25 protein-coding genes are annotated in these 24,892 nt (G+C 72.0%); 18 read left to right on the top strand and 7 right to left on the bottom strand.

The genetic code is table 11. From position 1 onward, the window contains the following. Window positions 1-64 precede the first annotated feature (64 nt). Window positions 65-1,015, bottom strand: coding sequence for an SMP-30/gluconolactonase/LRE family protein (locus IF22_RS0122875; RefSeq protein ID WP_030335265.1), 951 nt, complete (start codon window positions 1,013-1,015; stop codon window positions 65-67). Between the two features lie 76 nt (window positions 1,016-1,091). Between IF22_RS0122875 and IF22_RS0122870 the strand changes: the two genes are divergently transcribed. Next, complete coding sequence (locus IF22_RS0122870; RefSeq protein ID WP_030335264.1) at window positions 1,092-2,066, top strand: ArsR/SmtB family transcription factor; 975 nt, start codon at window positions 1,092-1,094, stop codon at window positions 2,064-2,066. A gap of 11 nt (window positions 2,067-2,077) precedes the next feature. Here IF22_RS0122870 and IF22_RS0122865 read toward each other — a convergent pair whose 3' ends face one another. The 5 genes from IF22_RS0122865 to IF22_RS0122845 form a co-directional block, all read right to left on the bottom strand. Then, window positions 2,078-2,599, bottom strand: coding sequence for a DinB family protein (locus IF22_RS0122865; protein WP_030335262.1), 522 nt, complete (start codon window positions 2,597-2,599; stop codon window positions 2,078-2,080). A 43-nt stretch (window positions 2,600-2,642) separates the two neighbouring features. Further along, a complete protein-coding gene (locus IF22_RS0122860; RefSeq protein WP_030335260.1) occupies window positions 2,643-3,137 on the bottom strand; it encodes a universal stress protein in 495 nt (164 codons plus the stop codon). A 9-nt stretch (window positions 3,138-3,146) separates the two neighbouring features. Then, the gene (locus IF22_RS0122855) at window positions 3,147-4,724 is read right to left on the bottom strand and encodes an MDR family MFS transporter (protein WP_483414222.1); all 1,578 of its coding nucleotides are present in this window, start codon (window positions 4,722-4,724) and stop codon (window positions 3,147-3,149) included. Between the two features lie 187 nt (window positions 4,725-4,911). After that, complete coding sequence (locus IF22_RS0122850; protein WP_245233712.1) at window positions 4,912-5,352, bottom strand: MarR family winged helix-turn-helix transcriptional regulator; 441 nt, start codon at window positions 5,350-5,352, stop codon at window positions 4,912-4,914. A gap of 10 nt (window positions 5,353-5,362) precedes the next feature. Continuing rightward, a complete protein-coding gene (locus tag IF22_RS0122845) occupies window positions 5,363-7,090 on the bottom strand; it encodes an alkaline phosphatase D family protein (RefSeq protein ID WP_030335254.1) in 1,728 nt (575 codons plus the stop codon). 183 nt (window positions 7,091-7,273) lie between these two features. Between IF22_RS0122845 and ftsY the strand changes: the two genes are divergently transcribed. The 10 genes from ftsY (at window position 7,274) to IF22_RS0122795 (ending at window position 19,118) form a co-directional block, all read left to right on the top strand. Continuing rightward, window positions 7,274-8,455 (top strand): signal recognition particle-docking protein FtsY, encoded by a 1,182-nt coding sequence (gene ftsY, locus IF22_RS0122840; RefSeq protein ID WP_030335252.1) that lies wholly within the window; start codon window positions 7,274-7,276, stop codon window positions 8,453-8,455. Window positions 8,456-8,461: 6 nt separating this feature from the next. After that, a complete protein-coding gene (locus IF22_RS0122835) occupies window positions 8,462-9,325 on the top strand; it encodes a phosphotransferase (protein WP_181539524.1) in 864 nt (287 codons plus the stop codon). 276 nt (window positions 9,326-9,601) lie between these two features. Then, a complete protein-coding gene (locus tag IF22_RS0122830; RefSeq protein ID WP_030335249.1) occupies window positions 9,602-11,014 on the top strand; it encodes an ammonium transporter in 1,413 nt (470 codons plus the stop codon). A 25-nt stretch (window positions 11,015-11,039) separates the two neighbouring features. Further along, on the top strand, window positions 11,040-11,378 hold the full coding sequence (locus IF22_RS0122825) for a P-II family nitrogen regulator (protein WP_172862163.1): 339 nt from the start codon (window positions 11,040-11,042) through the stop codon (window positions 11,376-11,378). 17 nt (window positions 11,379-11,395) lie between these two features. Further along, window positions 11,396-13,672, top strand: coding sequence for a [protein-PII] uridylyltransferase (locus tag IF22_RS0122820; RefSeq protein WP_030335245.1), 2,277 nt, complete (start codon window positions 11,396-11,398; stop codon window positions 13,670-13,672). Between the two features lie 224 nt (window positions 13,673-13,896). After that, on the top strand, window positions 13,897-15,060 hold the full coding sequence (locus IF22_RS0122815) for a sensor histidine kinase (protein ID WP_245233711.1): 1,164 nt from the start codon (window positions 13,897-13,899) through the stop codon (window positions 15,058-15,060). Next, window positions 15,057-15,713 (top strand): response regulator transcription factor, encoded by a 657-nt coding sequence (locus IF22_RS0122810; protein ID WP_030335241.1) that lies wholly within the window; start codon window positions 15,057-15,059, stop codon window positions 15,711-15,713. The genes IF22_RS0122815 and IF22_RS0122810 overlap by 4 nt, the downstream gene beginning before the upstream one ends. 109 nt (window positions 15,714-15,822) lie before the next feature. Further along, window positions 15,823-17,376, top strand: a complete 1,554-nt coding sequence (gene ffh, locus IF22_RS0122805) for a signal recognition particle protein (protein ID WP_030335239.1) — start codon at window positions 15,823-15,825, stop codon at window positions 17,374-17,376. A gap of 68 nt (window positions 17,377-17,444) precedes the next feature. Beyond that, window positions 17,445-18,020, top strand: coding sequence for a Uma2 family endonuclease (locus IF22_RS0122800; protein ID WP_030335237.1), 576 nt, complete (start codon window positions 17,445-17,447; stop codon window positions 18,018-18,020). Between the two features lie 18 nt (window positions 18,021-18,038). Next, a complete protein-coding gene (locus IF22_RS0122795) occupies window positions 18,039-19,118 on the top strand; it encodes an amidohydrolase family protein (protein WP_030335236.1) in 1,080 nt (359 codons plus the stop codon). A gap of 119 nt (window positions 19,119-19,237) precedes the next feature. Here IF22_RS0122795 and IF22_RS0122790 read toward each other — a convergent pair whose 3' ends face one another. Continuing rightward, on the bottom strand, window positions 19,238-19,840 hold the full coding sequence (locus IF22_RS0122790; RefSeq protein WP_030335234.1) for a TetR/AcrR family transcriptional regulator: 603 nt from the start codon (window positions 19,838-19,840) through the stop codon (window positions 19,238-19,240). 131 nt (window positions 19,841-19,971) lie between these two features. Between IF22_RS0122790 and proS the strand changes: the two genes are divergently transcribed. The 7 genes from proS to rplS all read left to right on the top strand — a co-directional run bounded on the left by proS (window position 19,972) and on the right by rplS (window position 24,829). Continuing rightward, window positions 19,972-21,378 (top strand): proline--tRNA ligase, encoded by a 1,407-nt coding sequence (gene proS / locus IF22_RS0122785; RefSeq protein ID WP_030335232.1) that lies wholly within the window; start codon window positions 19,972-19,974, stop codon window positions 21,376-21,378. A gap of 37 nt (window positions 21,379-21,415) precedes the next feature. Then, window positions 21,416-22,036: a ribonuclease FAU-1 family protein gene (locus tag IF22_RS0122780; RefSeq protein ID WP_030335231.1), complete on the top strand. Its 621-nt coding sequence runs from the start codon at window positions 21,416-21,418 to the stop codon at window positions 22,034-22,036. 230 nt (window positions 22,037-22,266) lie between these two features. Next, the gene (gene rpsP / locus IF22_RS0122775; protein ID WP_030335228.1) at window positions 22,267-22,755 is read left to right on the top strand and encodes a 30S ribosomal protein S16; all 489 of its coding nucleotides are present in this window, start codon (window positions 22,267-22,269) and stop codon (window positions 22,753-22,755) included. Further along, window positions 22,730-22,990 (top strand): RNA-binding protein, encoded by a 261-nt coding sequence (locus tag IF22_RS0122770; RefSeq protein ID WP_172862164.1) that lies wholly within the window; start codon window positions 22,730-22,732, stop codon window positions 22,988-22,990. The genes rpsP and IF22_RS0122770 overlap by 26 nt, the downstream gene beginning before the upstream one ends. Further along, entirely contained in the window at window positions 22,990-23,544 is a 555-nt protein-coding gene (gene rimM, locus IF22_RS0122765; RefSeq protein WP_030335226.1) for a ribosome maturation factor RimM, read from the top strand. The genes IF22_RS0122770 and rimM overlap by 1 nt, the downstream gene beginning before the upstream one ends. 11 nt (window positions 23,545-23,555) lie before the next feature. After that, entirely contained in the window at window positions 23,556-24,329 is a 774-nt protein-coding gene (trmD, locus tag IF22_RS0122760) for a tRNA (guanosine(37)-N1)-methyltransferase TrmD (protein ID WP_030335224.1), read from the top strand. Between the two features lie 143 nt (window positions 24,330-24,472). Continuing rightward, complete coding sequence (gene rplS / locus IF22_RS0122755) at window positions 24,473-24,829, top strand: 50S ribosomal protein L19 (protein ID WP_030335223.1); 357 nt, start codon at window positions 24,473-24,475, stop codon at window positions 24,827-24,829. The last annotated feature ends 63 nt before the right edge of the window (window positions 24,830-24,892 follow it).

Here is a 24,892-nt window from a genome sequence, read left to right as displayed (position 1 = left end):
ACAGCGGCGCGTTCGTCGGCATCGCGGTGACCCGGCCCGCCAACGCTCGGGGCGTCGGGCCGGGTCAGCGCAGCCCGGGGACCTGGGTGACGGTGAAGGGCGGCGCCGGGGCGGACGCGTTGAGCTGGCTGTTCACCCAGAGCAGCCGGCCGGCGTCGCGGACGATCGTGGTCGGCGACTGCGCCAGGCCGGCCGGACGGGACTGCCGTACCACCCGAGCGGTTCTCCGGTCGGCGTCCACGATCGCCAGGTTCACCGCGAAATCCCAGCCGCCGGCGCCGTCGGGAAAGTTCACCACCCCGTAGAGCCGGTCGCCCTCCACCAGCAGCCCGTCGGCGCCCAGCTGGCCGTCGATCACCTCGACGGCCCTGGCCGTCCGCCCGACCAGGTCGACCCGCCACAGCCGCTCGGTGCCGGGCTGACCGTTGCCCTGGTCGCCGACGAGCGCGATCCGCCCGCCGTCGGTGACGACGATGCCGTTGAGGAATCCCGGCGCGACCGGGAAGTCAGCGGGGGCGAGCCACCGTACGAGGTTCCCGACCGTCGGGCCGTCCAGCGCCGCCCGCCACAGCGTGCCGGTGGCCGAGTCGGTGACGTAGACCGCGTCGGCGGTCAGCGCCAGGTCGTTGAGGGCGGCGCCCGGCCCCGTCCGGCGGGCCAGCAGCTCACCGTCCGGGGCGTACACGAAGAGCGCGCCGGTGTCCCAGCCGGCGACGAAGATCCGACCCCGCCGGTCGACGTGCAACCCGGCCGCCCGGGTACGCCCGTCCGCCCCCGGCGGCAGGAACTGTCGCAGCTCCCGGTCGCGGACGTGACCACGGTAGACGGCACCGGTGCCGAGACTGGTGACGTAGAGGGTGCCGTCCCGGGTCACCGCGATCCCCTCGGGCAGCACCCCGGACGCCCGGGAGACCACGTACGTGTCGGGGCGCGGGCGTTCGGCGAGCGCCGGGGCGGGTACGGCGACGGTCAGCACGGCCAGGCCGGCGGTGGCCGATGCGAGCAGCTTTTTCATGGCCCGAGGGTCACCGCACCGCCGGGTCGTCTCCAGCCCCTTTCGCACCCGCCCGAAAGGTGGCAGCGTCGATGCCGTGGTGACTCTGCACCTGAGCGCGGCGGACCTCAGCCGTACCGTGTTGCGTGCCGAGCCGTCGGTGTTGTTGGAGCTGGGGGCTGCCGGGCAACGGGTGTTCCAGACCACCGTGCCGGAACACCTGGTCGCGTGGCGGGCCCGTACCCGTGCCGCACTGCGCCCGGTCATGTGGCCCTACCTGGAGCTGTGCCGTCGCGAGAGGTGGTTCCCGGACTTCCTCACCCCGCCCCGCTTCGGCGGGGAGCTGGGCCCCGCGTTGGCGGAGGTCGCGGCGACCCCGGCGGCGACCCTCACCGCGGAGCTACGACCGCGGATCGAGGCCGGCGAGCTGCCACCCCGGGTCGGTCCGCTCGCCGACGGGAAACCAGCCGCGGTACGCCGCCTACTCGATGCGATGGAGGCTTTCCACGCCGTCGCGGTGGGCGCGTACTGGGAGACGATCGTCGCGGCGGTGCACGCCGACCGGACGGTACGCGGTCGAGCCATCGTGGACGCAGGGCTCGACCGCGTGCTCCGTGGCCTCAGCCCTTACCTGCACTTCACGCCGACGGGGGACACGTACGAGCTGTCGTACCGGTGCGCCTTCGGCGGGGACGTCGGTCTGTCGCCGGGCGGCCGGGGCGTCACCCTGGTGCCCTCGTACTTCGTGCCGCAGCCCGCTGTGCTCGACGACCCGGCCGGCCCACTGGTGCTGACCTACCCGATCCGGCCGGCCCGGCGGGAACTGGCCACCGGCCAGCCCCTCGCCCACCTGCTCGGCCGGAGCCGGGCCGCCGTGCTGCAAGTGGTCGCCGACGGCCTCAGCACCTCACAGGTGGCCCGAGCGGTGGGCATCTCGATCGCCTCCGCCAGCGAGCACACCAGCACCCTGCGCCGGGCCGGACTGATCGCCACCCACCGGGCCGGTTCGTCAGTGGTGCACACGCTGACCCCGCTGGGCGAGCACATGCTGCGGGCCGGGCGGCCGGACTGACGGCTACCCGGTCACTCGCCGGTGACGCCGTCGATGCGTTCGCGGATCAGATCGGCGTGCCCGTTGTGCCGGGCGTACTCCTCGATCATGTGCACGTACACCCAGCGCAGGTTGAACGTGCGCTTCTTCGGGCCGACCTCGGTGAACGTCTCGTCGAGCGAGTGGCCGGCGGCGGCCTCGCGGGCCAGCGCCACCTCGCGGTGGAAGATGGCGAAGTCGGCCTCGGCGTTGGCGGCGCTGACGTCGTGGTCGGCGTCCGGTGTCTCCGGGGTGAAGTACGGGTAGTCGACCTGCGCGCCGGCGAAGTTCTCCCGGAACCACCAGGCCTCGACCTCGGCCAGGTGCCGGACCAGGCCGAGCAGTGTCAGCCCGGACGGCTCCACGCTCGGTGTGCGCAACTGCTCCTCGGTGAGGCCGGCGCACTTGAGCAGCAGGGTCTGCCGGTGGTAGTCGAGCCAGCCGTCGAGCATGGTGCGCTCGTCGCCGACGTACGGTTCGGGGGTCCGGGTGATCTCCGGTGCGATCCAGGTCATGCCGCGCATCCTGCCCGGCCCCTCCGACAGCCGCGACCCGTTATCAGGGCACCACGACGACGGGCCAGCGGCCGGCCCGGACCAGCCGGGTGGCGACCGAGCCGACCAGCCGGTGCCCGGCCTGCTCGGAGGCCCCGACCACCACCATGTCGGCCTGGAACTCGTCGGCCGCGGCGCGCAGCTCGCCGTACGCGTCGCCGCGCCGCACCACCAGGGTCACCGGAATGCTCCACTGCTCGGCCCCGCGCCGGCACTCCCGACGCAGCTCGTCAGCCAGCTCGTCGTGGGTGCGCTGGACCGCGCCGGCATCCATCCCGGGCACCAGCGCGGTCAACCCGCTCGGCGAGCTGACGAAGACCACCACCAGCGCGGCGCCCTGTCGACGGGCGAGCCCCGCGGCGTAGAAGCCGGCCCGCTCGGAGGTGCGGGTGCCGTCGACGCCCACCATGATCACCCGTGGCCCGTCCGTGCCGCGCTCGAAAGGCAGCGGCCGGGCCCGGGGACCGTACTCCTCGCGGTCCGGTGCTCCCACGCCCATGGTTCTACCTCACCTCTGCTCGCCGGTACGGATCACGGGTGCGCCAGCGCCGGCGGCGAGTGTCGATTCCCGCTCGACCTCGCCGGAAACCGGGTTGCCGTTGTGCTGGCGCAGCGGCACCTCCTTGATGAAGGCCACCGCGATCAGCGCGATCAGCGCGAACGGGGCGGCGGTCAGGAAGATGTCGCCGGCGCCGTGGCCGTACGCGCTCTCCACCACCGCCCGCAGCGGGCCGGGCAGGGTGTGCACGTCGGGCAGGGTGCCGCCGCCGCCCGAGCTGGATGCCGGGATGCCGAGCTGGGCCAGCCCGTCGGCGGTGTAGTCCTTGACCTTGTGGGCGAGCACCGCGCCGAGGGCGGACACACCGATCGCGCCGCCGAGGCTGCGGAAGAACGCCACCACCGAGCTGGCCGCGCCGAGTTCGTGCGGGCCGACGGTGTTCTGCACGGCGAGGACCAGGTTCTGCATGGTCATGCCGAGGCCGACGCCGATCACCAGCATGTAGACGCTGAGCAGTGTGAAGTTGGTGTCGGCGCGGAGGGTGCCCATCAGCGCGAAGCCGATGGTGAGCAGCGCCGAGCCGATCACCAGGTACCGCTTCCAACGGCCGGTCCTGGTGATGACCCGCCCGATGACAGTGGAGGAGACCAGCAGGCCGAGGATCATCGGCAGGGTCATCAGACCGGACATGGTCGGGCTCTGACCGCGGCTGATCTGGAAGTACTGACCCAGGAAGATCGACGCGCCGAACATGCCCACACCGACCGCGATGCTGGCGACGACGGCGAGGGTGATGGTGCGGTTGCGGAACAGCCTCGGCGGGATCATGGGCTCGGCGGCCCGGGTCTCGACCCGGATCGCCAGGGCGCCGAGGATCAGCGCGCCGACGACCATGGCGGCGGTCTGCCAGGAAGCCCAGGCGAACTGGTCGCCGGCGAGCGAGACCCAGATCAGCAGCAGCGACACGGCTGCGGTGATCAGGGTGGCGCCCCACCAGTCGATCTCGGCCTTCCGCTTGACGACCGGCAGGTGCAGGGTCTTCTGGAGCACGATCAGCGCGACGATGGCGAACGGCACGCCGACGTAGAAGCACCAGCGCCAGCCGAGCCAGGAGGTGTCCACGATCACGCCGCCGATCAGCGGTCCGCCGATGGTGCCGACGGCCATCACCGCGCCGAGGTAGCCGCTGTAGCGGCCCCGCTCGCGGGGCGCGATCATCGTGGCCATGATCACCTGGGCCAGCGCGGTGAGGCCACCGGCGCCGATGCCCTGGAGCACCCGGCACGCGATCAGCTCTCCGGTGCCCTGGGCGAGGCCGGCCAGCACCGAGCCCAGCACGTAGATCCCCAGGGCCAGTTGAACGAGGGTCTTCTTGCTGGTCAGATCGGCCAGCTTGCCCCAGATGGGGGTCGTCGCGGTGGTCGCGAGCAGGGCCGAGGTCACCACCCAGGTGTACGCGGACTGGCCGCCGTGCAGTTCGGTGATGATCCGTGGCAGCGCGTTCGAGATGACCGTGGATGAGAGGATCGCGACGAACAGGCCCAGAAGGAGGCCGGAGAGTGCTTCCAGGATCTGCCGGTGGGTCATGGTCACGGCGGTTGCCTGGGGAGGCACTGTCGCCTGGCTCATCGTTTGTTGCCTCCGAGCGGAGTCGGGGTGGAACGGCGGAGGGCGGGGCGCGCGGCCGCCTGAGAGTTGCCTGAAGCAACCGTATGCCTTAGTTGCCTGAAGCAACAACTTGTCCGACCGGCACCCTATTCCCGGTCACCGGGCGCTACTGCCAGGAGTCGTTGAACCGGCCGAGCAGCCGGGCGAAATCCTCGATGTCGCGCTCCGACCAGCCGTCCAGGGCACGCACGAACTCGCCCAGCCGGGCCGCGCGGGCCACGTCGAACCGGCGCTGCCCCTGCTCGGTCAGGCTGATCTGCGCGGCCCGCCGGTCACTCGGATCGGGGTCGCGGTGGACCAGACCGAGCACCTCCAACGCGTTGATCTGCCGGCTCAGCGTCCCCTTGCCCACGCCCAGCCGCGCCGCCAACTCGGTCAACCGGATCGACCCGCTCCGCCGCAACCAGAGCAGCAACCCGTAGGTGTTCGGCTCCAGATTCGGGTGCACCTCCCGGGCGATCTCCCAGGAGACCGCCCGGCCACGGCGCAGCAGAGCGGTCAACTCGTGCTCAACCGCCCGGATCGGCTCCGGCAGGTGCTCATCCACGGCGTAGAGACTACGGCGCGCCCGCGCCGCTGCTCCCGGAGAGTCGACGCCGCATCACCGGGCGTAGGTGCCCGTCACTCGTGGTGCCCTCGATCACCACGTCGGCGTCGCGCCCCCGATGGGTCAGGGTGGCGACCGCGTTACCGAAGTACGGGCCGGCCAGCTTGCGCCAGCGCACCCCCGGCCGGCGTACGCCCGCCGAACGCGCCAACGCCCGGGTCGCCCCGGCCGGACCGGGTGACCAGCCCAGCCGCATCAGCGGACGGATGCCCGCCGGCACCTGGTTGTGGATCGGCGAACAGGTGAGCTGGTGCACCGGAGTCACCACCGCCGGATCGGCGAACCGGGCCCGCGCCACGTACGAGTGGTGCACGTCACCGGAGAGCACGCTGATCGACGCCGGTGGGGCGTACGCCGGACCGGCCCCGACCCGCGCCCCGGACTGTCGAGGCGTGCCGGTGCCGATGCGCGCGAACGTCTCCGCCAGCGCCTCGAAGGAACGCCGGAACGCCGCCCAGTGCTCCAGGTCCAGAGCGCGGCGCAGCTTCTCCGCCCCGCGCGCCACCCACGGTCGGCGCGAGTCCGCCAGTTTCTCGTTCCACGCCTCGATGTGGTGAATGCCCTGCGGCAGCAGCCAGGGCAGCGAGGCACCCACCACCAGGTGGTCGTAGACCCCGTGCGCCTGGTCGAGGAACCAGGCCCACTCGCCGGGCGGCAGCATCGCCCGGTTGTTGGACTCGAGCACCCGGCTGCACCTGTTGTCCAGCATCACCAGCCGGGTCCGGCCCAGATCCAGCGCGTAGCTCCACTGGTACTGCACCGCGCGCCAACGCTCGGTGTCGTGCGCCAGGTCGGACTCCTGGTCGACCCGGTGGCCGAACTCGCGCAGCACGCTGGTGGCGTCCTCGGCGGCGACGACCTTCGCGAAGACCGGATCGGCGACGATCTCGTCGGGGGAGAGGTTGCCAAGGTGCTGGTAGACCCAGTACGAGGCGAGCCCGCTGCCGATCCGCTCCTGCCACCACGGCTGCTCGCGCACCTCGGCACGCCACGCCGCCGAGGTGTTCCAGTCGTCGATGATCTCGTGATCGTCAAAGATCATCACGCTCGGCACGGTGGAGAGCAGCCAGCGGATCTCCGGATCACGCCAGGACTCCAGGTAGAGCTTGGTGTACTCGTCGAAGCTCACCACCTGGTCGGCCGGAGCGCCCTTCGGCCGCCGCCGCCGTCGACGCAGCAGCCGACGCACGGTCGGCGAGGTGACGTCGGCGTAGACCTGGTCACCGAGCAGCACCAGCAGGTCGGGCAGCGGGTTCGACTCCGGGTCGGCCATCAACCGCCGGGCGTACGCGTCCAGCGCGTCCGGCGGCAGCTTGCGGGTGGTGGCGTGCTGGGTGGTCTCCCGGCACGAGCCGAAGATCATGTTGACCGGCTGGTCCCGGTCGTCGGCGGCCCGGGTGCGGATCACGCTCGGCGGGAACCCGCTGCTCGGCACCGGCCAGACCATTTCGTCGTCGACCAGGACCTCGTAGGTGGTCTCGCTGTCCGGAGTGAGCCCCTCCACCACCACGATGGCGTAGTGGTGGTCGTACGCCGAGAAGGTGGGCGCGGTGCCGGTGGCGCCGCCTGCGGTGCGGACCGTGACCACGGCGGGCGCCGCCGTCTCGACCCAGATCGTCGCCCGGGTGTCCACCACGCGCCGCAGCAGTGGGCCGATGAGGAGGTGTGCGGCGGGCATGCGGCCGAGCCTACCGCCGGTCAGCGGCCCCGGCCGGGTGCGGTGGCTGAGACGCCGGGCACCGCTCGGGGTGCGGTGGCTGGGGGCCCGGGCACCGCTCAGGGCGCGGTGGCTGGGGGTCCGGGCACCGCTTGCGGGTGCGGTGGCTGGGACGCCGCCGCCGGCATCTGACAGGATTCCGGCATGGCCGAATATCTCGTCCTCGCTCTGGTCCTGCTCGGTGTGCTGATCGCCGGCACAGTCGGGCTGGTCGTGCCGCGATTGCGGCGGCGGCCCGAGCCCCCGCTGCCGCGCACCGAGGTCGACACCAGGGCTGAGGAGGATCTCGCCGGCCCGCCGGTCGAGGCACCGGAGTCCGATCTGTCCACCGGCGTCCTGGTCGAGCCGCCTCCGGTGCTCGAACCGCAGGTGGAGGTCCCCGAGCCGACCGCCGGGCGGCTGGTCCGGCTCCGCTCGCGGTTGTCCCGCTCACAGAACGTGTTCGGCAAGGGTCTGCTCGGCCTGCTCGCCCGGGACCACCTCGACGAGGACGTCTGGGAGGAGATCGAGGACAGCCTGATCACCGCCGACGTCGGCGTCGACGCCACCCGCGACATCGTCGACCGGCTCCGGGAGCGCACCAGGGTGCTCGGCACCCGCTCGGCCTCCGAGCTGCGGGCACTGCTCGCCGCCGAGCTGGTCAACGCGCTCGACCCGAGCCTGGACCGCTCGCTGCGGACCGCCCCCAAGGACGGCGTGCCGGCGGTGGTCCTGGTCGTCGGCGTCAACGGCGCCGGCAAGACCACCACCTGCGGCAAGATCGCCCGGGTGCTGGTGGCCGACGGTCGCAGCGTGCTGCTCGGCGCGGCCGACACCTTCCGGGCCGCCGCGGCCGACCAGCTGGAGACCTGGGGCTCACGGGTCGGCGCGGAGACCGTCCGGGGGCCCGAGGCCGCCGACCCGGCGAGCGTCGCCTTCGACGCCGTCAAGCGCGGCATCGACACCGGCGTGGACACCGTGCTCATCGACACCGCCGGCCGCCTGCAGAACAAGGTCGGCCTGATGGACGAGCTGGGCAAGGTCAAGCGGGTGGTGGAGAAGCAGGGCCCGATCGACGAGACACTGCTCATCCTCGACGCCACCACCGGGCAGAACGGGCTGGAGCAGGCCCGGGTCTTCACCGAGGTGGTCAACGTGACAGGTGTGGTGCTGACCAAGCTCGACGGCACCGCCAAGGGTGGCATCGTGATCGCCGTGCAGCGCAAGCTCGGCATCCCCGTGAAGCTGGTCGGCCTCGGCGAAGGCAAGGACGACCTGGCCCCGTTCGACCCGGCGCAGTTCGTCGACGCGTTGCTGGGGACCGAGGCCACCGGCCGGGACGCGTAGTCTCGAGTGACCACTGACGATCGCGCGTACGCGGGTTGGCGTGACCCCGGCCATCCTTCGCAGCGCCTCGGGAGACCGTACGTGACTTCGCAGGAGATCCCGCTGCACGGCGGCAACGTGAGCACCGTTGTCCGCGTGGGTGACACGGTGCGGCGTAACGCCGGGCCGTGGACCCCGTCCGTGCACGCGCTGCTGCGCCACCTGGAGTACGTGGGGTTCACCGGCGCCCCCCGGGCGCTCGGGATGGACGAGCGCAACCGTGAGGTGCTGTCGTACCTGGAGGGGGAGTGCGGAGAATATCCGCTCGCCCCGCACTGGGTGACCGACGAGGCCCTGGTCACCGTCGCCACCATGCTGCGGATGTTCCACGACGCGCAGTACGGGTTCACCCCTCCGCAGGCGGCGGTCTGGCGCTCGTTCGGTCCCCCGCCGCCGGACACCGAGGTGATCTGCCACCACGACGCCGCGCCGCACAACGTGATCTGGCGTCCGGACGGCACCCTCGGGCTGATCGACTTCGACCTCGCCTCACCCGGAGCACGGATCTACGACGTGGCGTACGCGGCCTGGACCTGGGTGCCGATCTTCGCGGACCGTGACTCGATCACGCTCGGTTGGAAGCATCCGGACCGGCCGCGCCGACTCCGGCTCTTCGCCGACGCGTACGGGCTGATCCCGAGGGACCGGCACCGGCTGATCCGGACCATCCGTAAACGGATCGTGGACCACGTCGAGGGGATCCGCCGGATGGCCGCCGCCGGTGAGCCGGCGTTCGTGCGGATCGTGCACAAGGGCCACCTGCGCCGACCGATGCGCGATCTGCGGCTGCTCGACTACGAGCGGCACGCCCTGGAGAACGCCCTGCGCTGAGCGCCGCCCCGTCGATGCTCGGCCGGTCCCGTCAAGCGGACCGGTCGATGCGTCTGGCCGGTCAGTCATCGACGGTCGCCGTCCGGTCGATCCACAATCGTCCATGCTGATGAGTGTGCGGAGTTCGTGACACGTCCGAAACAACCCGTCACGAAACGGAAACCCGCACGGGACCCAAAGTGAAACAGCCGGCCGCGAAGCTTCCGCGCAACCGGCCTACGGGCGACGCTGCCCCGGAAAGCCGCGAAGGAGGACTTCACCTTTTAGGAGGCCAGCGTGCCTGAAGCACCGACGATCGACGGCGCCAATACCACGTGGCTGCTGGTTTCGACCGCGCTCGTGCTGCTCATGACCCCCGGACTGGCGCTGTTCTACGGCGGCCTCAACCGGGCCAAGGGCGTACTCAACATGATGATGATGAGCTTCTCCGCTATCGGGCTCATCTCTATTCTGTGGTGGTTCTACGGTTTCAGCGTCGCCTTCGGGACCGACGTGAACGGCTTCTGGGGCGACCCGGGCGCGTACCTCGGCACCAAGACCTTCCTCGCCGAGACCGACCTGTGGGGTGCCACGGCGGAGAACCCCAGCGGCATCGGGGTCCCGCTCTACGTGTTCATGGCCTTCCAGATGGTCTTCGCGGTGATCACCGTCGCGCTGATCAGTGGTGCCATCGCCGACCGGGCCAAGTTCGCCGGCTGGCTGCTGTTCGCGTTCGGTTGGGCCACCCTGGTGTACTTCCCGGTCGCGCACTGGGTGTGGGGCGGCGGCATCATCGGCGCCGACATTCACGCGCTGGACTTCGCCGGTGGCACCGCTGTGCACATCAACGCCGGTGCGGCGGCCCTGGCCGTGGCCCTGGTCCTCGGTAAGCGGCTCGGTTGGCCGCGGGAGGGCATGAAGCCGCACAACATCCCGTTGGTCGCGCTCGGTGCGGGTCTGCTGTGGTTCGGCTGGTTCGGGTTCAACGCCGGATCGGAGCTGACCGTCGACTCGGTCGCCGGCCTCGCCTTCATCAACACCCAGCTCGCCACGGCGGCGGCGGTGCTCGGCTGGATCGCCGTCGAGTGGGTCAAGACCCGTAAGCCGACGATGGTCGGCGCCTCGTCCGGCGCCGTCGCCGGCCTGGTCGCCATCACCCCGGCCTGTGGCTTCATCGCACCGTGGGCCGCCGTCCTGCTCGGCATCGTCGCCGGCGCGGTCTGCGCGCTCGCCGTCAGCCTCAAGTACAAGCTCGGTTACGACGACTCGCTCGACGTGGTCGGTGTGCACTTCGTCGGTGGTTGGATCGGCTCGCTCTGGCTCGGCCTGTTCGCCACCAACTCGGTCAACGCCGCGATCAGCGACGTGGTCGGCGCCTCCGACGGCCTCTTCTACGGCGGCGGCGCGACCCAGCTCGGGCGGCAGGCCCTCGCCGGCCTGATCGTCACCGCCTGGTCGTTCGGCATCGCCTGGGTGCTCGCCTTCGTCATCGAGAAGACGATCGGCTTCCGGGTCAAGGGCGAGGCGGAGGTCGAGGGCATCGACATCGCCGAGCACGCTGAGAGCAGCTACGACCTGTCCCCGGCCGGCGGCGGCACGGGAAGCGCGTTCGCGATGGCCGGCATCGGCACCCCCGGTGGCGGTACGACGAGTGGGGCCAAGCCGGAGGCGGAGCCCGCCGAGCCGGTCAGCGAAAAGGTCGCCGGTTAACGTTCCTGGGATGGAGGGGTTGGACATGAAGCTGGTGACCGCAGTCATCAAGCCGTACCAGCTGGACGCGGTGAAGGAGGCCCTGCACGCCCTCGGGGTGGCCGGGCTGACCGTCAGCGAGGTTCAGGGGTACGGGCGGCAGAAGGGGCACACCGAGGTCTACCGGGGTGCCGAGTACACGGTCGAGTTCCTGCCCAAGATCCGGGTCGAGGTGCTCACCGACGAGATCGACGTGGACAAGGTCGTGGACGCCATCGTCGGGGCGGCCCGCACCGGCAAGATCGGTGACGGCAAGGTCTGGGTCACCGGTGTCGAAGAGGTCGTCCGGGTACGTACCGGCGAACGCGGCCTCGACGCACTCTGACCTCGGCCACGACTGAGATGACCTCGTTGATCAGGAAGAACGCGTCGGGGCACGCCGCCGATGGCGACGCGAACCTCTTGATCAACGAGGTCGTCGGCGTACCCGGAGGGATCGGGGAGTCGGCTCGGCAGCGGCGGGCTGCGGCGTACGACACCTTCCTGCGCGGGCTGCTGCCGGCGCGCGACGGGGTGGCGCTGCTGGCCGTCGGGGGGCTGGGGCGGCGGCAGTGCGCCCCGTACAGCGACCTCGACCTGGTGCTGGTGCACGCCGGGGTGCCCGGCACGGACGAGTTGGCCGCCTCGGTCTGGTACCCGATCTGGGACGCGGGTCTGCGGCTCGATCATTCCGTCCGCACCGTCGCAGAGGCGCTGTCGGTGGCCCAGGACGACGTCAAGGTCGCGCTCGGGCTGCTCGACGCCCGGCTGGTCGTGGGGGACCAGGCGCTGGCCGACGCGCTGATCAGCACCGCCGCCGATCACTGGCGGCGCACCGCCGTCCGGCACCTGCCCGGCCTGCGCGAGGTCACCACCAGCCGTTGGCAGACCCACGGTGAGCTGGCATTCCTGCTGGAGGGCGACCTCAAGGAGGCCGCCGGTGGTCTGCGCGACGTGGGGCTGCTGCGGGCGATCTCCGCCGCCGGGATCACCGACGCGCTGCGTCCCGCCGTGCGCGCCGCCCACCTGCGCCTGCTGGACACCCGCGACGCCCTGCACCAGCAGGTGGGTCGGCGGGTCGACCGGCTGGTCGCCCAGGAGGGCGACGGGGTGGCCGCCCTGCTCGGGCTGGAAGACCGCGACGCGTTGCTGCGACGGGTCGCCGGTGACGCCCGCACGGTCAGCCACGCCCTCGACGACGCCTTCCGGGCCGCCGACCGGTTGCGCTCCGGCCGCTCCCGGGGCGGGAACGGCCGCCCGGCCCGCCGCCCGGTCGCCCGCGACGTGGTGGAACACGACGGCGAGTTGGTGCTCGCCCGCACGGCGATCGGGGCACGCCCGGACCCGAGCCTCTCGCTGCGGGTGGCCGCCGCGTCGGCCACCACCCGAATCCCCATCGCGCGGGCCACCTGCGAATGGCTGGCGGCGTACTGCCCGCCGCTGCCCGCCCCATGGCCCGCCGAGGCCCGGGCCGCGCTGATCACCCTGCTCGGCGCCGGTGCCGGGCTGGTGCCGGCCTGGGAGACCTGCGACCGGTACGGGCTTGTCGACGGCTGGCTGCCCGAGTGGACCCGGCTGCGCAGCCTGCCCCAGCACAACCCCGTGCACCGCTTCACCCTCGACCGGCACCTCGTGCAGACCGCGCACGAGGCCAGTCGGCACGCCCGCGAGGTGGAACGCCCCGACCTGCTGCTCCTCGGCGCCCTCCTGCACGACATCGGCAAGGGCCTCCCCGGTGATCACAGCACGGTCGGCGTGCCGGTCGCCCAGGCGGTGGCCACCCGGGTCGGCCTGCCCGCCCCGGAGATCGAACTGATCGGCCGGCTGGTCCGGCTGCACCTGCTGCTGCCCGACGTGGCGACCCGCCGGGACCTGGCCGACCCGGTCACCATCGCCTCGGTGGCCGAGGCGGTCGGTGACACCGGCACCCTCGACCTGTTGCACGCGTTGGTCCGCGCCGACGCGGCGGCGACCGGGCCGGCGGCCTGGTCCGACTGGAAGGGCCGGCTCGTCGCCGAGCTGGTCGCGAGGGTTCGCACCGCGCTGGACACCGGCGTACTCCCCGAACCACCCGCACCGGACCCGGAGCTGCTGGCCGGGCCGCTGCCGGTCATCCACCTGACCGGCGACCGGGTGTCGGTGGCGGCGGCCGACCGGCGTGGTCTGCTCGCCACGGTGGCCGGCTGCCTGGCGCTGCACCGGCTGGAGGTGATCTCCGCAGACGCCTCCGCCGTCGATGGCCGGGCTCTGGTCGAGTGCCGGGTGCAGCCCCGCTACGGCCTTCCGCCGGACCCGGTCCCGCTCCGCGCCGACCTGCGCCGGGCGGTCGCCGGCGACGTGTCGGTCACCCAACGGCTGCGCGGCCGGGCGCTCGCCAGCCGGGGCGGTGGCGCGGCTCCACGAGTGGTCTGGCACCGCGAGGCCGCCACCGGGGCCGTACTCCTGGAACTGCGCGCCGCCGACGCCGCCGGCCTGCTCTACCGGGTCGCTGGTGCCCTCGACGAGGCCGGCGCCCTGGTTCGGGCGGCCCGCATCTCCACCCTCGGCGCCGACGTGGTCGACGCGTTCTACCTGGTCGGCGGTTGGCCGGACGACGCCACCCGGGCCCGCCTGGAGGCCGCGGTCCTCGCCGCTGTGTGACCCACGACGGCACCGTCGGTCGTTGTGCCAGCCCGGTCACTCCCACGAGCGTGATGCCTCACAGTCATCGTGATGCCTGTGAGGCATCACGCTCGTGAGGGTGTCTGCCGGCAGCGCGCTGCGATCGGGAGTTCTGTCCCTGTGGCGGGTACGTCCGGGGGCGTAGCGGCGGTGCCGCTCGTGGACGCACGTCGAGGGGCGTCGGCGCGGGCAGAATGACGGCCATGCGACCAGGCGGGCAGTGGCAGTGGCGGTGGCGCGAGCAGGCGGCAGACGCCGTGCTCGCCCTGGTCCTGCTCGGCTTCGGGCTGCTCGCCACCGGTCTGGCCGGGAACAACCAGCCGGGGTCGAGGCCGGTGGACGCCGTCTGTCGGGCGCTGATCGCCGTCGCGGCGCTGGCCCTGCTGGTCCGGCGGCGCGCTCCGGTCGCCACCCTCGCCGTGGTCACCGTGGCCACCTCGACGTACCTGCTGATCGGCTACCCGTACGGGCCGATTCTGCTGACGTTCCTGATCGCGGTGTACAGCGTGGCGGTGCGGCTGCCGGTGCGACCGGCGGCGCTCGCCACCGGCGGCGCGTTCGTCCTGTTGTTGGCGCACGTCTTCTTCGGGCGGGGGCCCGCGCCGGGTTGGACGGGAGTGCTGCCCGCGTCGGCCTGGGTGGTCGTACCGTTCGCGGTGGGGGTGGTGGTGCGGGTGAGCCGTGAGACGGCGGCACGTACCCGTGCCGAGGCGGCCCGCGGCCGTGCCGAACAGGCCCGACGGCAGGCCGACGAGGAGCGGCTGCGCATCGCGCAGGAGGTGCACGACGTGGTCGGGCACGGGCTCGCGGCGATCAGCATGCAGGCCGAGATCGCCCTGCACCTGCTGCCGAAGCGCCCGGAACAGGCCGAGGTGGCCCTGACCGCGATCAGCCGGACCAGCCGCGAGGCCCTGGACGAGCTGCGGGTCACCCTGGGCGCGGTACGGCGTGGCGCCGAGCGCGAGCCGGTACCCGGCCTGGCCCGACTCCCCGCGCTGCGCGACCGGCTCGCCGGGGCGGGGCTCGCCGTCGAGGTGCGCGTGGTGGGTGACCCCCGGGAGTTGCCGGCAGCTGTGGACCTGGCCGCGTACCGGGTGGTGCAGGAGGCGTTGACCAACGTGCTGCGGCACGCGGGGGTGTCGAGCGCGCAGGTGACGGTGGACTACCGCGCGGACGAGGTGACCGTCGAGGTCACCGACTGGGGGGTGGGGCCGGGCCGGGCCGGGACCGTGCCGGCCGACGACGGTCACGGTCTGGCCGGGATGCGGGAGCGGGTCGCGGCGTTGGGTGGGCGGTTGAGCACCGGGCCGCGCCCCGGTGGCGGGTTCCGGGTGTACGCCGGGCTGCCCGTGGGGCCGGCGACGTGATCCGGGTGCTGATCGCCGACGACCAGGACCTGGTCCGGCTCGGACTGCGTGCGCTGGTGGAGAGCGAGGACGACCTGGCGTTGGCCGGCGAGGCGTCCGACGGGCTGCGGGCGGTCGAGTTGGCCCGCCGGGAACGGCCGGACGTGGTGCTGATGGACATCCGGATGCCCGGCATCGACGGCATCGAGGCGACCCGCCGGATCGTCGCCGACAGCGACCTGACCGGTACGCGGGTGGTGGTGCTCACCACGTTCGAGCTGGACGAGTACGTCTTCGACGCGCTGCGCCACGGTGCCAGCGGGTTCCTCACCAAGGACACCAGGCCGGCCGAGCTGCTGCGCGCGATCCGGCTGGTCGCCGAGGGGGAGGCGCTGCTGTCGCCGTCGGTGACCCGTCGGGTGGTACGGGAGTTCGCCACCCGGCCGTCCCGGGTCCTCCGTCCGCACCCCCGGCTGGACACGCTGACCGATCGGGAGCGTCAGGTCGTCGGCCTGGTCGGTGAGGGCCTGAACAACGAGGAGATCGCGGCACGGTTGGTGGTCAGCCCGGCGACCGCGCGGACCCACGTCAGCCGGGCGATGGGCAAGCTGGGAGCCCGGGACCGGGCCCAGCTCGTCGTCTTCGCGTACCAATCGGGCTTGGTCTCGGGGTGAGGCCGGGCCGCCAGCGGCCTTGCGGCCGGGCGGCTACCCTAGCGGTGGTCGGACTCCGCAGTGCCGGCCGTGTTGTGCCCGCCGGAACACTGACAAACGGGATGTTCGCGTGTTTGACACCTTGAGTGACCGCCTGTCCGGGATCTTCACCAAGCTCCGCGGCAAGGGGCGGCTCACCGACGCCGACATCGACGCCACCGCGCGCGAGATCCGCCTCGCGCTGCTGGAGGCGGACGTCGCGCTGCCGGTGGTCAAGGGCTTCATCGCGGCCGTCAAGGAGCGCGCCCGCAGCGCGGAGGTCTCGCAGGCGCTGAACCCGGCCCAGCAGATCATCAAGATCGTCAACGAAGAGCTGATCAACGTGCTCGGCGGTGAGGGGCGACGGCTCCAGTTCGCCAAGCAGCCGCCCACGGTGATCATGCTGGCCGGCCTCCAGGGTTCCGGTAAGACCACCCTCGCCGGCAAGCTCGCCCGCTGGCTCAAGGGCCAGGGGCACCAGCCGCTGCTCGTCGCCGCCGACCTCCAGCGCCCCAACGCCGTCGGGCAGCTCCAGGTGCTCGGTGGCCGCGCCGGCGTCGAGGTGTACGCCCCGGAGCCCGGCAACGGCACCGGTGACCCGGTGCAGGTGGCCCGCGCGTCGATCGAGCACGCCAAGCGCGCCGCCCGCGACATCGTCATCGTCGACACCGCCGGCCGACTCGGCATCGACGCCGAGATGATGCAGCAGGCCGCCGACATCCGCGACGCCGTCTCGCCGGACGAGGTCATCTTCGTCATCGACGCCATGGTCGGTCAGGACGCCGTCCGCACCGCCGAGGCGTTCCGCGACGGCGTCGGCATCACCGGTGTGGTGCTCTCCAAGCTCGACGGCGACGCCCGTGGTGGTGCCGCGCTGTCGGTCCGCGAGGTCACCGGGCAGCCGATCCTGTTCGCCTCCACCGGTGAGAAGCTGGAGGACTTCGACGTCTTCCACCCCGACCGGATGGCCAGCCGGATCCTCGGCATGGGCGACGTCCTCACTCTGATCGAGCAGGCCGAGCAGGCCTTCGACTCCGATCAGAAGGAGAAGATGACCGCCAAACTGATGGGCGGTGAGCAGTTCACCCTGGACGACTTCCTCGACCAGCTCATCGCGGTGCGGCGGATGGGCCCGATCGCCAACGTGCTGGCCATGATGCCCGGCATGGGGCAGATGAAGGACCAGCTCTCCGAGCTGGACGACAGCCACTTCGACCGGGTCACCGCGATCATCCGGTCGATGACCCCGGGCGAGCGGACCAACCCGAAGATCATCAACGGCTCCCGCCGGGCGCGCATCGCCAACGGTTCCGGGGTCACCGTGATGGACGTCAACCAGCTGCTCAACCGCTTCGCCGACGCGCAGAAGATGATGAAGCAGATGGGCGGCATGATGGGCCTGCCCGGCGGTGGCCGCCGCAAGGCGACCAAGTCGCCGAAGAACAAGCGCAAGGGCACCAAGGGCGGCGGTCGCCCGCGTACCGGCGCCGGCATGCCAGCCGGCTTCCCGGGTGGCATGCCGCAGCTCCCGCCGGGCATGGACCCGAACGATCTCGCCGCCGGCCAGGGCCTGCCGCCCGGTTTCAAGCTCCCGAAGATCGACTTCAACAAGCTCGGCAAGGGTGGCGACAAGGGCCCGCGCTGACGCGTGTCGGTGACGGCGGGCGACTGATCCGGCGCTTACGGTGACGTCGCCCCCTGGAAGGAGCTGTCATGACCGCGGCCCCGATCCTGCCCGAACGGCACGAGTGGACGGTCGACGACCTCGGTGACCTGCCAAAGGACCTTCCGTACGAACTGATCAACGGAATGTTGATCGTGCCGTCGCCCACTGCCGTGCACCAAGAGTTGTGCGTCGAGTTGCTGCTCACGCTTCGCGTCAACTGCCCGCCGGAATACCTGGTCAGCATCGACCTGTCGATGCGGGTCGACCGGCGCAACGAGCCACGTCCCGACGTGGTGGTCATCCGCCGCACGCACGCCGGCCGGTCGCCCGTGCCGGTCGACGCCCTGCTCGCGGTGGAGGTCGTATCGCCGACCTCCACCTTCCGCGACATGTACGACAAGGCGAAGGTCTACGCGCACGCCGGCATCCGGTCCTACTGGGTGCTCGATCCGACCCAGGAACGTGTCACGCTCACCGAGTACTCCCTCGGGGCCAACCGGGAGTACGAGCAGGTCACGCACACCGAGGATCTGTTCGTCACGGAGCGGCCGTGGAAGGTCTCCATGGACCTGCCGGCCCTGACCGCGCGGAAGAACGACCTGCTCGCTCCCGAGGAGGGCTGATCGGGTAGGACTGTGCGCATGGCTCTTCATGTGCGCGGCGTGCTGCTCCCCGACGACGAGGTCCGGGATCTCTGGCTGGTCGGCGACCGGGTGACCTTCACCCCGGTGCCCGGTGCGGAGACCGTCGTCGACGGCGGCTACGTGCTGCCAGGGCTTGTCGACGCGCACTGCCACATCGGCATCGCCCGAGGTGGCGCCCCGATCACCTCACTCGACCAGGCCCGCGCGCTGGCCCACGTCGACCGGGACGCCGGGGTGCTGGCGATCCGGGACGCCGGGTCGCCGTACCCGTACCCCGAACTCGACGACGAGCCGGGCCTGCCGCGACTGGCCCGCGCGGGCCAGCATGTCGCCCCGCCGAAGCGCTACCTGCGCGACATCGGCGTGGAGGTCGACGCGACCGAGGTGGCCGCCACGGTGGCCGCGCAGGCGCGGGCCGGCAACGGCTGGGTGAAGCTGGTCGGCGACTGGATCGACCGGGGCGTCGGTGACCTGGCGCCGGCCTGGGACGCGGACACCCTCACCGCCGCCGTGCGGGCCGCGCATGACGCCGGGGTACGCGCCGCGGTGCACACCTTCTCCGAGTCGGCCGTCGAGATCATGGTGCGGGCCGGCGTCGACTCGGTGGAGCACGGCACCGGGCTCAGCCTCGACCTGATCGACGAGATGGCCCGCCAGGGCACCGCACTGGTCCCCACAATGATCAACATTGCCACCTTCGGTGGCATCGCCGAGCAGGCGCGGGGCAAGTTCCCCGGGTACGCCGAGCACATGCTCGCGCTGCGCGACGGCTTCCCCGACGTGGTGCGCGCCGCGCACGAGGCGGGCGTGCCGATCTACGTGGGCACCGACGCCGGTGGCGGCATCGACCACGGGCTGGCCGCCGAGGAGATGATGCTGCTGCACGAACGGGCCGGAATGGCCCCGCTCGAGGTGCTCGCCGCCGCCTCCTGGGGCGCCCGCGAATGGCTCGGCTTCCCCGGCCTGGTCGAGGGCGGGCTCGCCGACCTGACCGTCTACCCCGAAGACCCCCGTGCCGACCTGCGCGTCGTCCGCGCCCCGTCCCGCACGATCCTCCGCGGCCACGTCATCCGCTGACCCGCCCCGCCCCGCGCCGCGCTGTGCGCCCCGCGCCGCGCTGTGCGCCCCGCGCCGCGCTGTGCGCCCCGCGCCGGGCGGTGCGGCGCGAGGCGCGTGTCGCGGGGCGGGTGTGGGGGTTAGAGGGTGGGGCGGGCGGCGGCGCTGAAGAGGCGTACGGCGAGGTCGGCGAGGGCCGTCGCGGTCTCCTCGATCGGTTCGCGGGGGAGCACGATGTGGCTGACCACCAGACGGACGACCGTGTCGGCGGCGAAGGCCAGCGCGGCCTGGTCCGCCCCGGGCAGATGGTCGCCGGCCCAGTCGATCAGCGCACCGGACGCCTCGGTGAGCACCACCTCGGCCCGGGTGGTGAGGTACGGCAGCAGCTCGTCCGACCCGCCCCGGGCGCTGGTCAGGATCGCCTTGACCAGCGGGTTGTCCGCCGCCGTGGAGAGGGTGCGCGCGATGGCGGCGTACGCGCCGGCCCGCACGTCGGAGCCGTGGGCGAGCAGCGCGTCGCGCACATCGCCAACGAACCGGTCCACCTCGGCGCGGGCGAGCGCCTCGGCGAGGCCCGCCTTGCTGCCGAACTCGTTGTAGACCGTCTGCCGGCTCACCCCGGCCGTGGTGGCCACTCCGCCCATCCGGACCGCGTCCCACCCGGCGGCGATGGTCCGGGCGCGGGCGGCGTCCACGATCGTGTCCCGCAGCCGCTGGCGGGGGGAGTCCGTCGAGGTAGTCATGGTGGTCGAATTCTACGGGCGCTCCCGCTGCCCGGCCCAGCGCCGTCACGGCCCGTCAGCACAGCGGGACGGCGCGGCGTGGCGACTCCCGGACGCGGTGTCCGCCCGCGCGGCGCATAGGATGTGCGGTCATGGCACGCGTGCTCACTCCCCGTGCGGAGGATTTCCCCCGCTGGTACCAGGACCTGATCGCCAAGGCGAAGCTGGCCGACAACGGCCCGGTTCGCGGCACCATGGTCATCCGACCGGCCGGCTACGCCATCTGGGAGCGTATGCAGGCTGAGATGGACGCTCGGATCAAGGCGGCGGGTGCGGAGAACGCGTACTTCCCGTTGTTCATCCCCGAGAGCTACCTCAAGCGTGAGGCGCAGCACGTCGAGGGCTTCTCGCCGGAGCTGGCGGTCGTCACGCACGGTGGCGGCAAGCCGCTGGCCGAGCCGGTGGTGGTGCGTCCGACCAGTGAGACGGTCATCGGCGAGTTCATGGCCAAGTGGATCGACTCGTACCGGGACCTGCCGCTGCTGCTCAACCAGTGGGCGAACGTGGTCCGGTGGGAGCTGCGTCCGCGGATCTTCCTGCGGACCAGCGAGTTCCTCTGGCAGGAGGGGCACACCGCGCACGCCACCCGCGAGGACGCCCGCGCGTACGCGCGGCGGATCCTGCACGAGGCGTACGAGGACCTGATGGTCAACGTGATCGGCATCCCGGTGGTGGTCGGCCTGAAGACGGCGCGCGAGCGCTTCGCCGGCGCGACGGCCACGTACACCTGCGAAGGCATGATGGGTGACGGCAAGGCGTTGCAGCTGGGCACCAGCCACGAGTTGGGTCAGAACTTCGCCAAGGCGTTCGACATCAGCTACTCCTCCAAGGAGGGGGGCCGGGAACACGCCTGGACGACCTCCTGGGGCACGTCCACCCGGATGCTGGGTGGCCTGATCATGGCGCACGGCGACGATAACGGCCTGCGCGTGCCGCCGAAGCTGGCGCCGATCCAGGCGTACGTCATGATCGTCAAGGACGGTGACGGCGTCGGCGAGGCGGCGGCCAAGCTGCGCGACGGCCTGCGCGACGCCGGTGTCCGGGTCGCGCTCGACGACCGGACCGACACCCCGTTCGGCCGCCGGGCCGTCGACGCCGAGCTGCGTGGCTATCCGGTACGCGTCGAGGTTGGCCCCCGTGACCTGGCCGTGGGCAACGCGACAGTGGTGCGCCGGACCGACGGCTCGAAGACCCCGACGCCGGTGGCGGACGTGGTCGCCGCGGTGCTGGCGGCGCTGGAGACCGATCAGCAGGTGCTGCACGATCAGGCGTTGGCCAACCGCGAGGCGCGCACGGTGGACGTGGCGACCCTGGCCGAGGCGATCGAGGCCGCCGCGACCGGCTGGGCGCGGGTGCCGTGGTCGGCGGTCGGCGTGGCCGGCGAGGCGGAGGCGAACGGTCAGGGCGTCACGGTGCGCTGCCTGCTGCGCGCCGACGGTTCGGTTCCCGACTCGGAGGACGAGCCGGATCTGGTCGCCATCCTCGCCCGCGCCTACTGAGGTGCTCGTCGACCGGTTCGAGCCGGGTCGGCTGATCATGCACCGGAACGTGCGGCACGGCCGGATCGGATGGGTCCGGCCGGCCCGCGTGGTCAGCGACGACGATCGCGGGCTGCTGGTGTGGATCGCCCAGGATTCGCCGGTGGCCCACGAGGTGAACCAGGCGGGCGTGACCATGCGCGCGGTGCCGTTCGCCGACTGGGTCACCCCGACGTACCGGTTGGCGCAGGGCCGCTGGAATGGCCCGCCGCTGCTGAAGTTCCTGCCCGCCGGCGCGGCGCACTCCGTCTGGTGGTTCCGGGACGCGCACGGCCGGTTCTCGCACTGGTACGTCAACCTCGAGGAGCCCGGTGTCCGCTGGGACGACGGCCCGGTGGCCGGCGTCGACGTGGTGGACCAGGATCTCGACGTGGTGGTACGCCCGGACCTGAGCTGGGAGTGGAAGGACGAGGACGAGTTCGTCGAGCGTCTCGCCTTTCCGGAGCACTACTGGGTGACCGACGAGAAGGCGGTCCGTGCCGAAGGGGAGCGGGTGATCGCGCTCGCCGAGGCGGGCGAGTTCCCGTTCGACGGCACCTGGACCGACTTCGCACCTCCGCCAGAATGGGGCGTACCGGACAAACTTCCGGCAGGGTGGGACCGTCCGCCAGTGCGCTGAGCGGTGTTCCAGGTCACCGGCGACGTGGTGTCCGGGTCCGATGCGGAAGATCGGCAGGGGATCTGGCAGAATAGGTCGCTGGTATCCGGCGCGCGTCCGGCGCCCTCTAACCCGGGCACGTCGCCAGTCCACCGAGTTGTCTCCGGCCCAACCCCACTGTGCCGGTCGGCGCTCACCCATGCACACCGCCCGTCTTGGGCCGGTGAGATCGCAACAGGAGCGAAACAACTGTGGCCGTAAAGATCCGGCTCCTGCGGATGGGCAAGATCCGCAACCCGCAGTACCGCATCGTCGTCGCCGACTCGCGCACCAAGCGCGACGGCCGGGCGATCGAGTTCGTCGGGGTTTACCAGCCCAAGGAAGACCCCTCGATCATCGAGGTCAAGTCGGAGCGGGTCCAGTACTGGCTGTCCGTCGGCGCTCAGCCGAGCGAGGCGGTGCAGCGGCTGCTGGAGCTGACCGGTGACTGGCAGAAGTACAAGGGCCTGCCGGCCCCGCCGCCGCTCCTGGTCGCCCCCGAGAAGGCCGACCGCAAGGCGGCGTACGAGGCTGAGTCGAAGGCCGCCGCCGGGCTCGCCCCGGAGACCCCGGCCAAGCCGGCCAAGAAGGCAGCCAAGGCTGCTGAGGCTCCGAAGACCGAGGCGCCGACCGCCGAGGCTCCGAAGACCGAGGCTCCGGCCGAGGCCCCGGCCGCTGCCGACGCCGGTGAGCAGGCCTGACATGCCACTGCGTCCGGCGTTGGAGCACCTGGTCAAGGGCATCGTCGACCACCCGGATGACGTCCGGGTGCGGATGGTCGATTCCCGTCGGGGCAAGCGGCTCGAAGTCCGCGTGCACCCCGAGGACCTCGGCACTGTGATCGGGCGGTCCGGCCGGACCGCCAAGGCGCTGCGCCAGGTGATCGGCTCCATCGGCGGGCGCGGGGTTCGCGTCGACATCGTCGACTCGTACTGATGCAGCTCGTCGTCGGCAGGATCGGCAAGCCGCACGGTGTCCGCGGTGAGGTCACCGTGGAAGTGCGGACCGACGAGCCCGAGGCACGGTTCGCCCCCGGCACAGTGCTGCGCACTGAGCCGGGGGCGACACCCCCGCCGTCCTCCGACGGCCCCGGCGTGCCGTTCCGGATTCCGGCGGAGCTGACCATCGAGGAAGCCCGCTTCCACCAGGGTCGGGTGCTGATCGCGTTCGACGGCATCCTGGACCGCAACACCGCCGAGGCGCTGCGCGGCACGCTGCTCGTGGTGGACAGCGCCGACGTGGCCCCACCGGACGACCCGGAGGAGTTCCACGACCATCAGTTGGTCGGGTTGGCCGTGGTGACCCCGGCCGGCGAACGCCTCGGCGAGGTCGCCCGCATCGACCACGCACCCTCGTCCGACCTGCTGGTGCTGCGGCGCCCCGAGGGGCGTACCGCGTTGATCCCGTTCGTCCGGGCGATCGTCCCGGAGGTCGACCTGGCCGGCGGACGTGTGATCGTCGACCCGCCAGCCGGACTGCTCGACCTTTAGGACCAGCCCGCATGCGCGTCGACGTCGTGTCGATCTTTCCGGAGTACTTCGCCCCGCTGGACCTGTCGCTGATCGGACGGGCGCGGGCCAACGGCGTACTCCAGCTCGCCGTGCACGACCTGCGGACCTGGACCCACGACGTGCACCGCACGGTCGACGACACCCCGTACGGCGGCGGTCCGGGGATGGTGATGCGCCCGGAGCCGTGGGGTGAGGCGCTGGACGCCCTCGCGCCGGTGGACGCCCCGCCGCCCCGGCTGCTGGTGCCGTCGCCGGCCGGCGCCCCGTTCACCCAGGCCATGGCGTACGAGTTGGCCGCCGAGCCGCATCTGCTCTTCGCCTGCGGTCGCTACGAGGGGATCGACCAGCGGGTTCTCGCGCACGCCGCCACCCGGATGCCGGTCACCGAGGTGTCGCTCGGTGACTACGTGCTCTTCGGTGGCGAGGTCGCGGTCCTGGTGATGATGGAGGCGGTCACCCGGCTGCTGCCGGGGGTGCTGGGCAACGCGGGTTCGCTCGACGAGGAGTCGCACGCGCACGGGCTGCTGGAGGCGCCGATCTACACCAAGCCGCCGAGTTGGCGTGGGCACGACGTGCCGGAGGTGCTCCGCTCCGGCGACCACGGCAAGATCGCCCGCTGGCGGCGCGAGGAGGGCCTGCTGCGGACCGCTGCCCGCCGTCCCGACCTGCTGGCCGCGCTGCCCGCCGACCGGCTCGACAAACGGGACATCGCGGCCCTGGACCAGGCCGGATTTCAACCTCCGCCGGGGGATGTGGCAAAGTAGGGGGGTTGCCGCATCCGTCCGCGCCCGCGGTCGGCTGCGAGGATCCCCGACCGGGGTCGGTCCGCCGATCACCACCCGGGAATCAGAATCACCCACCCGCGCACCGAGTGACGGTGCGCCGTGAGCCTTACGAGGACGCAGCGATGAACATCCTGGACGCCCTTGACGCCCAGTCGAAGCGGACCGACCTCCCCGACTTCCGGGCCGGTGACACCGTCAAGGTGCACGCCCGCGTCGTCGAGGGCAACCGGTCCCGTGTCCAGATCTTCCAGGGCGTCGTGATCCGCCGCCAGGGTGACGGTCTGCGCGAGACCTTCTCGGTCCGCAAGGTCAGCTTCGGCGTCGGCGTCGAGCGGACCTACCCGCTCAACGGCCCGGGCATCGACCGGATCGAGGTCGTGACCCGCGGTGACGTGCGTCGCGCCAAGCTCTACTACCTGCGCGAGCTGCGCGGCAAGAAGGCCAAGATCAAGGAGAAGCGGGAGAAGCAGCCCAGCTGACTTCCCGCTCGCCACGCCGCCCGAGCTGCGCGTATGCCGTACCGACCAGAGCGCACTACCCTG

The organism is Micromonospora parva, from assembly GCF_000718515.1.
GTDB classification, from domain to species: domain Bacteria; phylum Actinomycetota; class Actinomycetes; order Mycobacteriales; family Micromonosporaceae; genus Micromonospora; species Micromonospora parva.
Note: the sequence above shows the minus strand (reverse complement) of the source record. Positions and strands in the feature narration are given on the sequence as shown.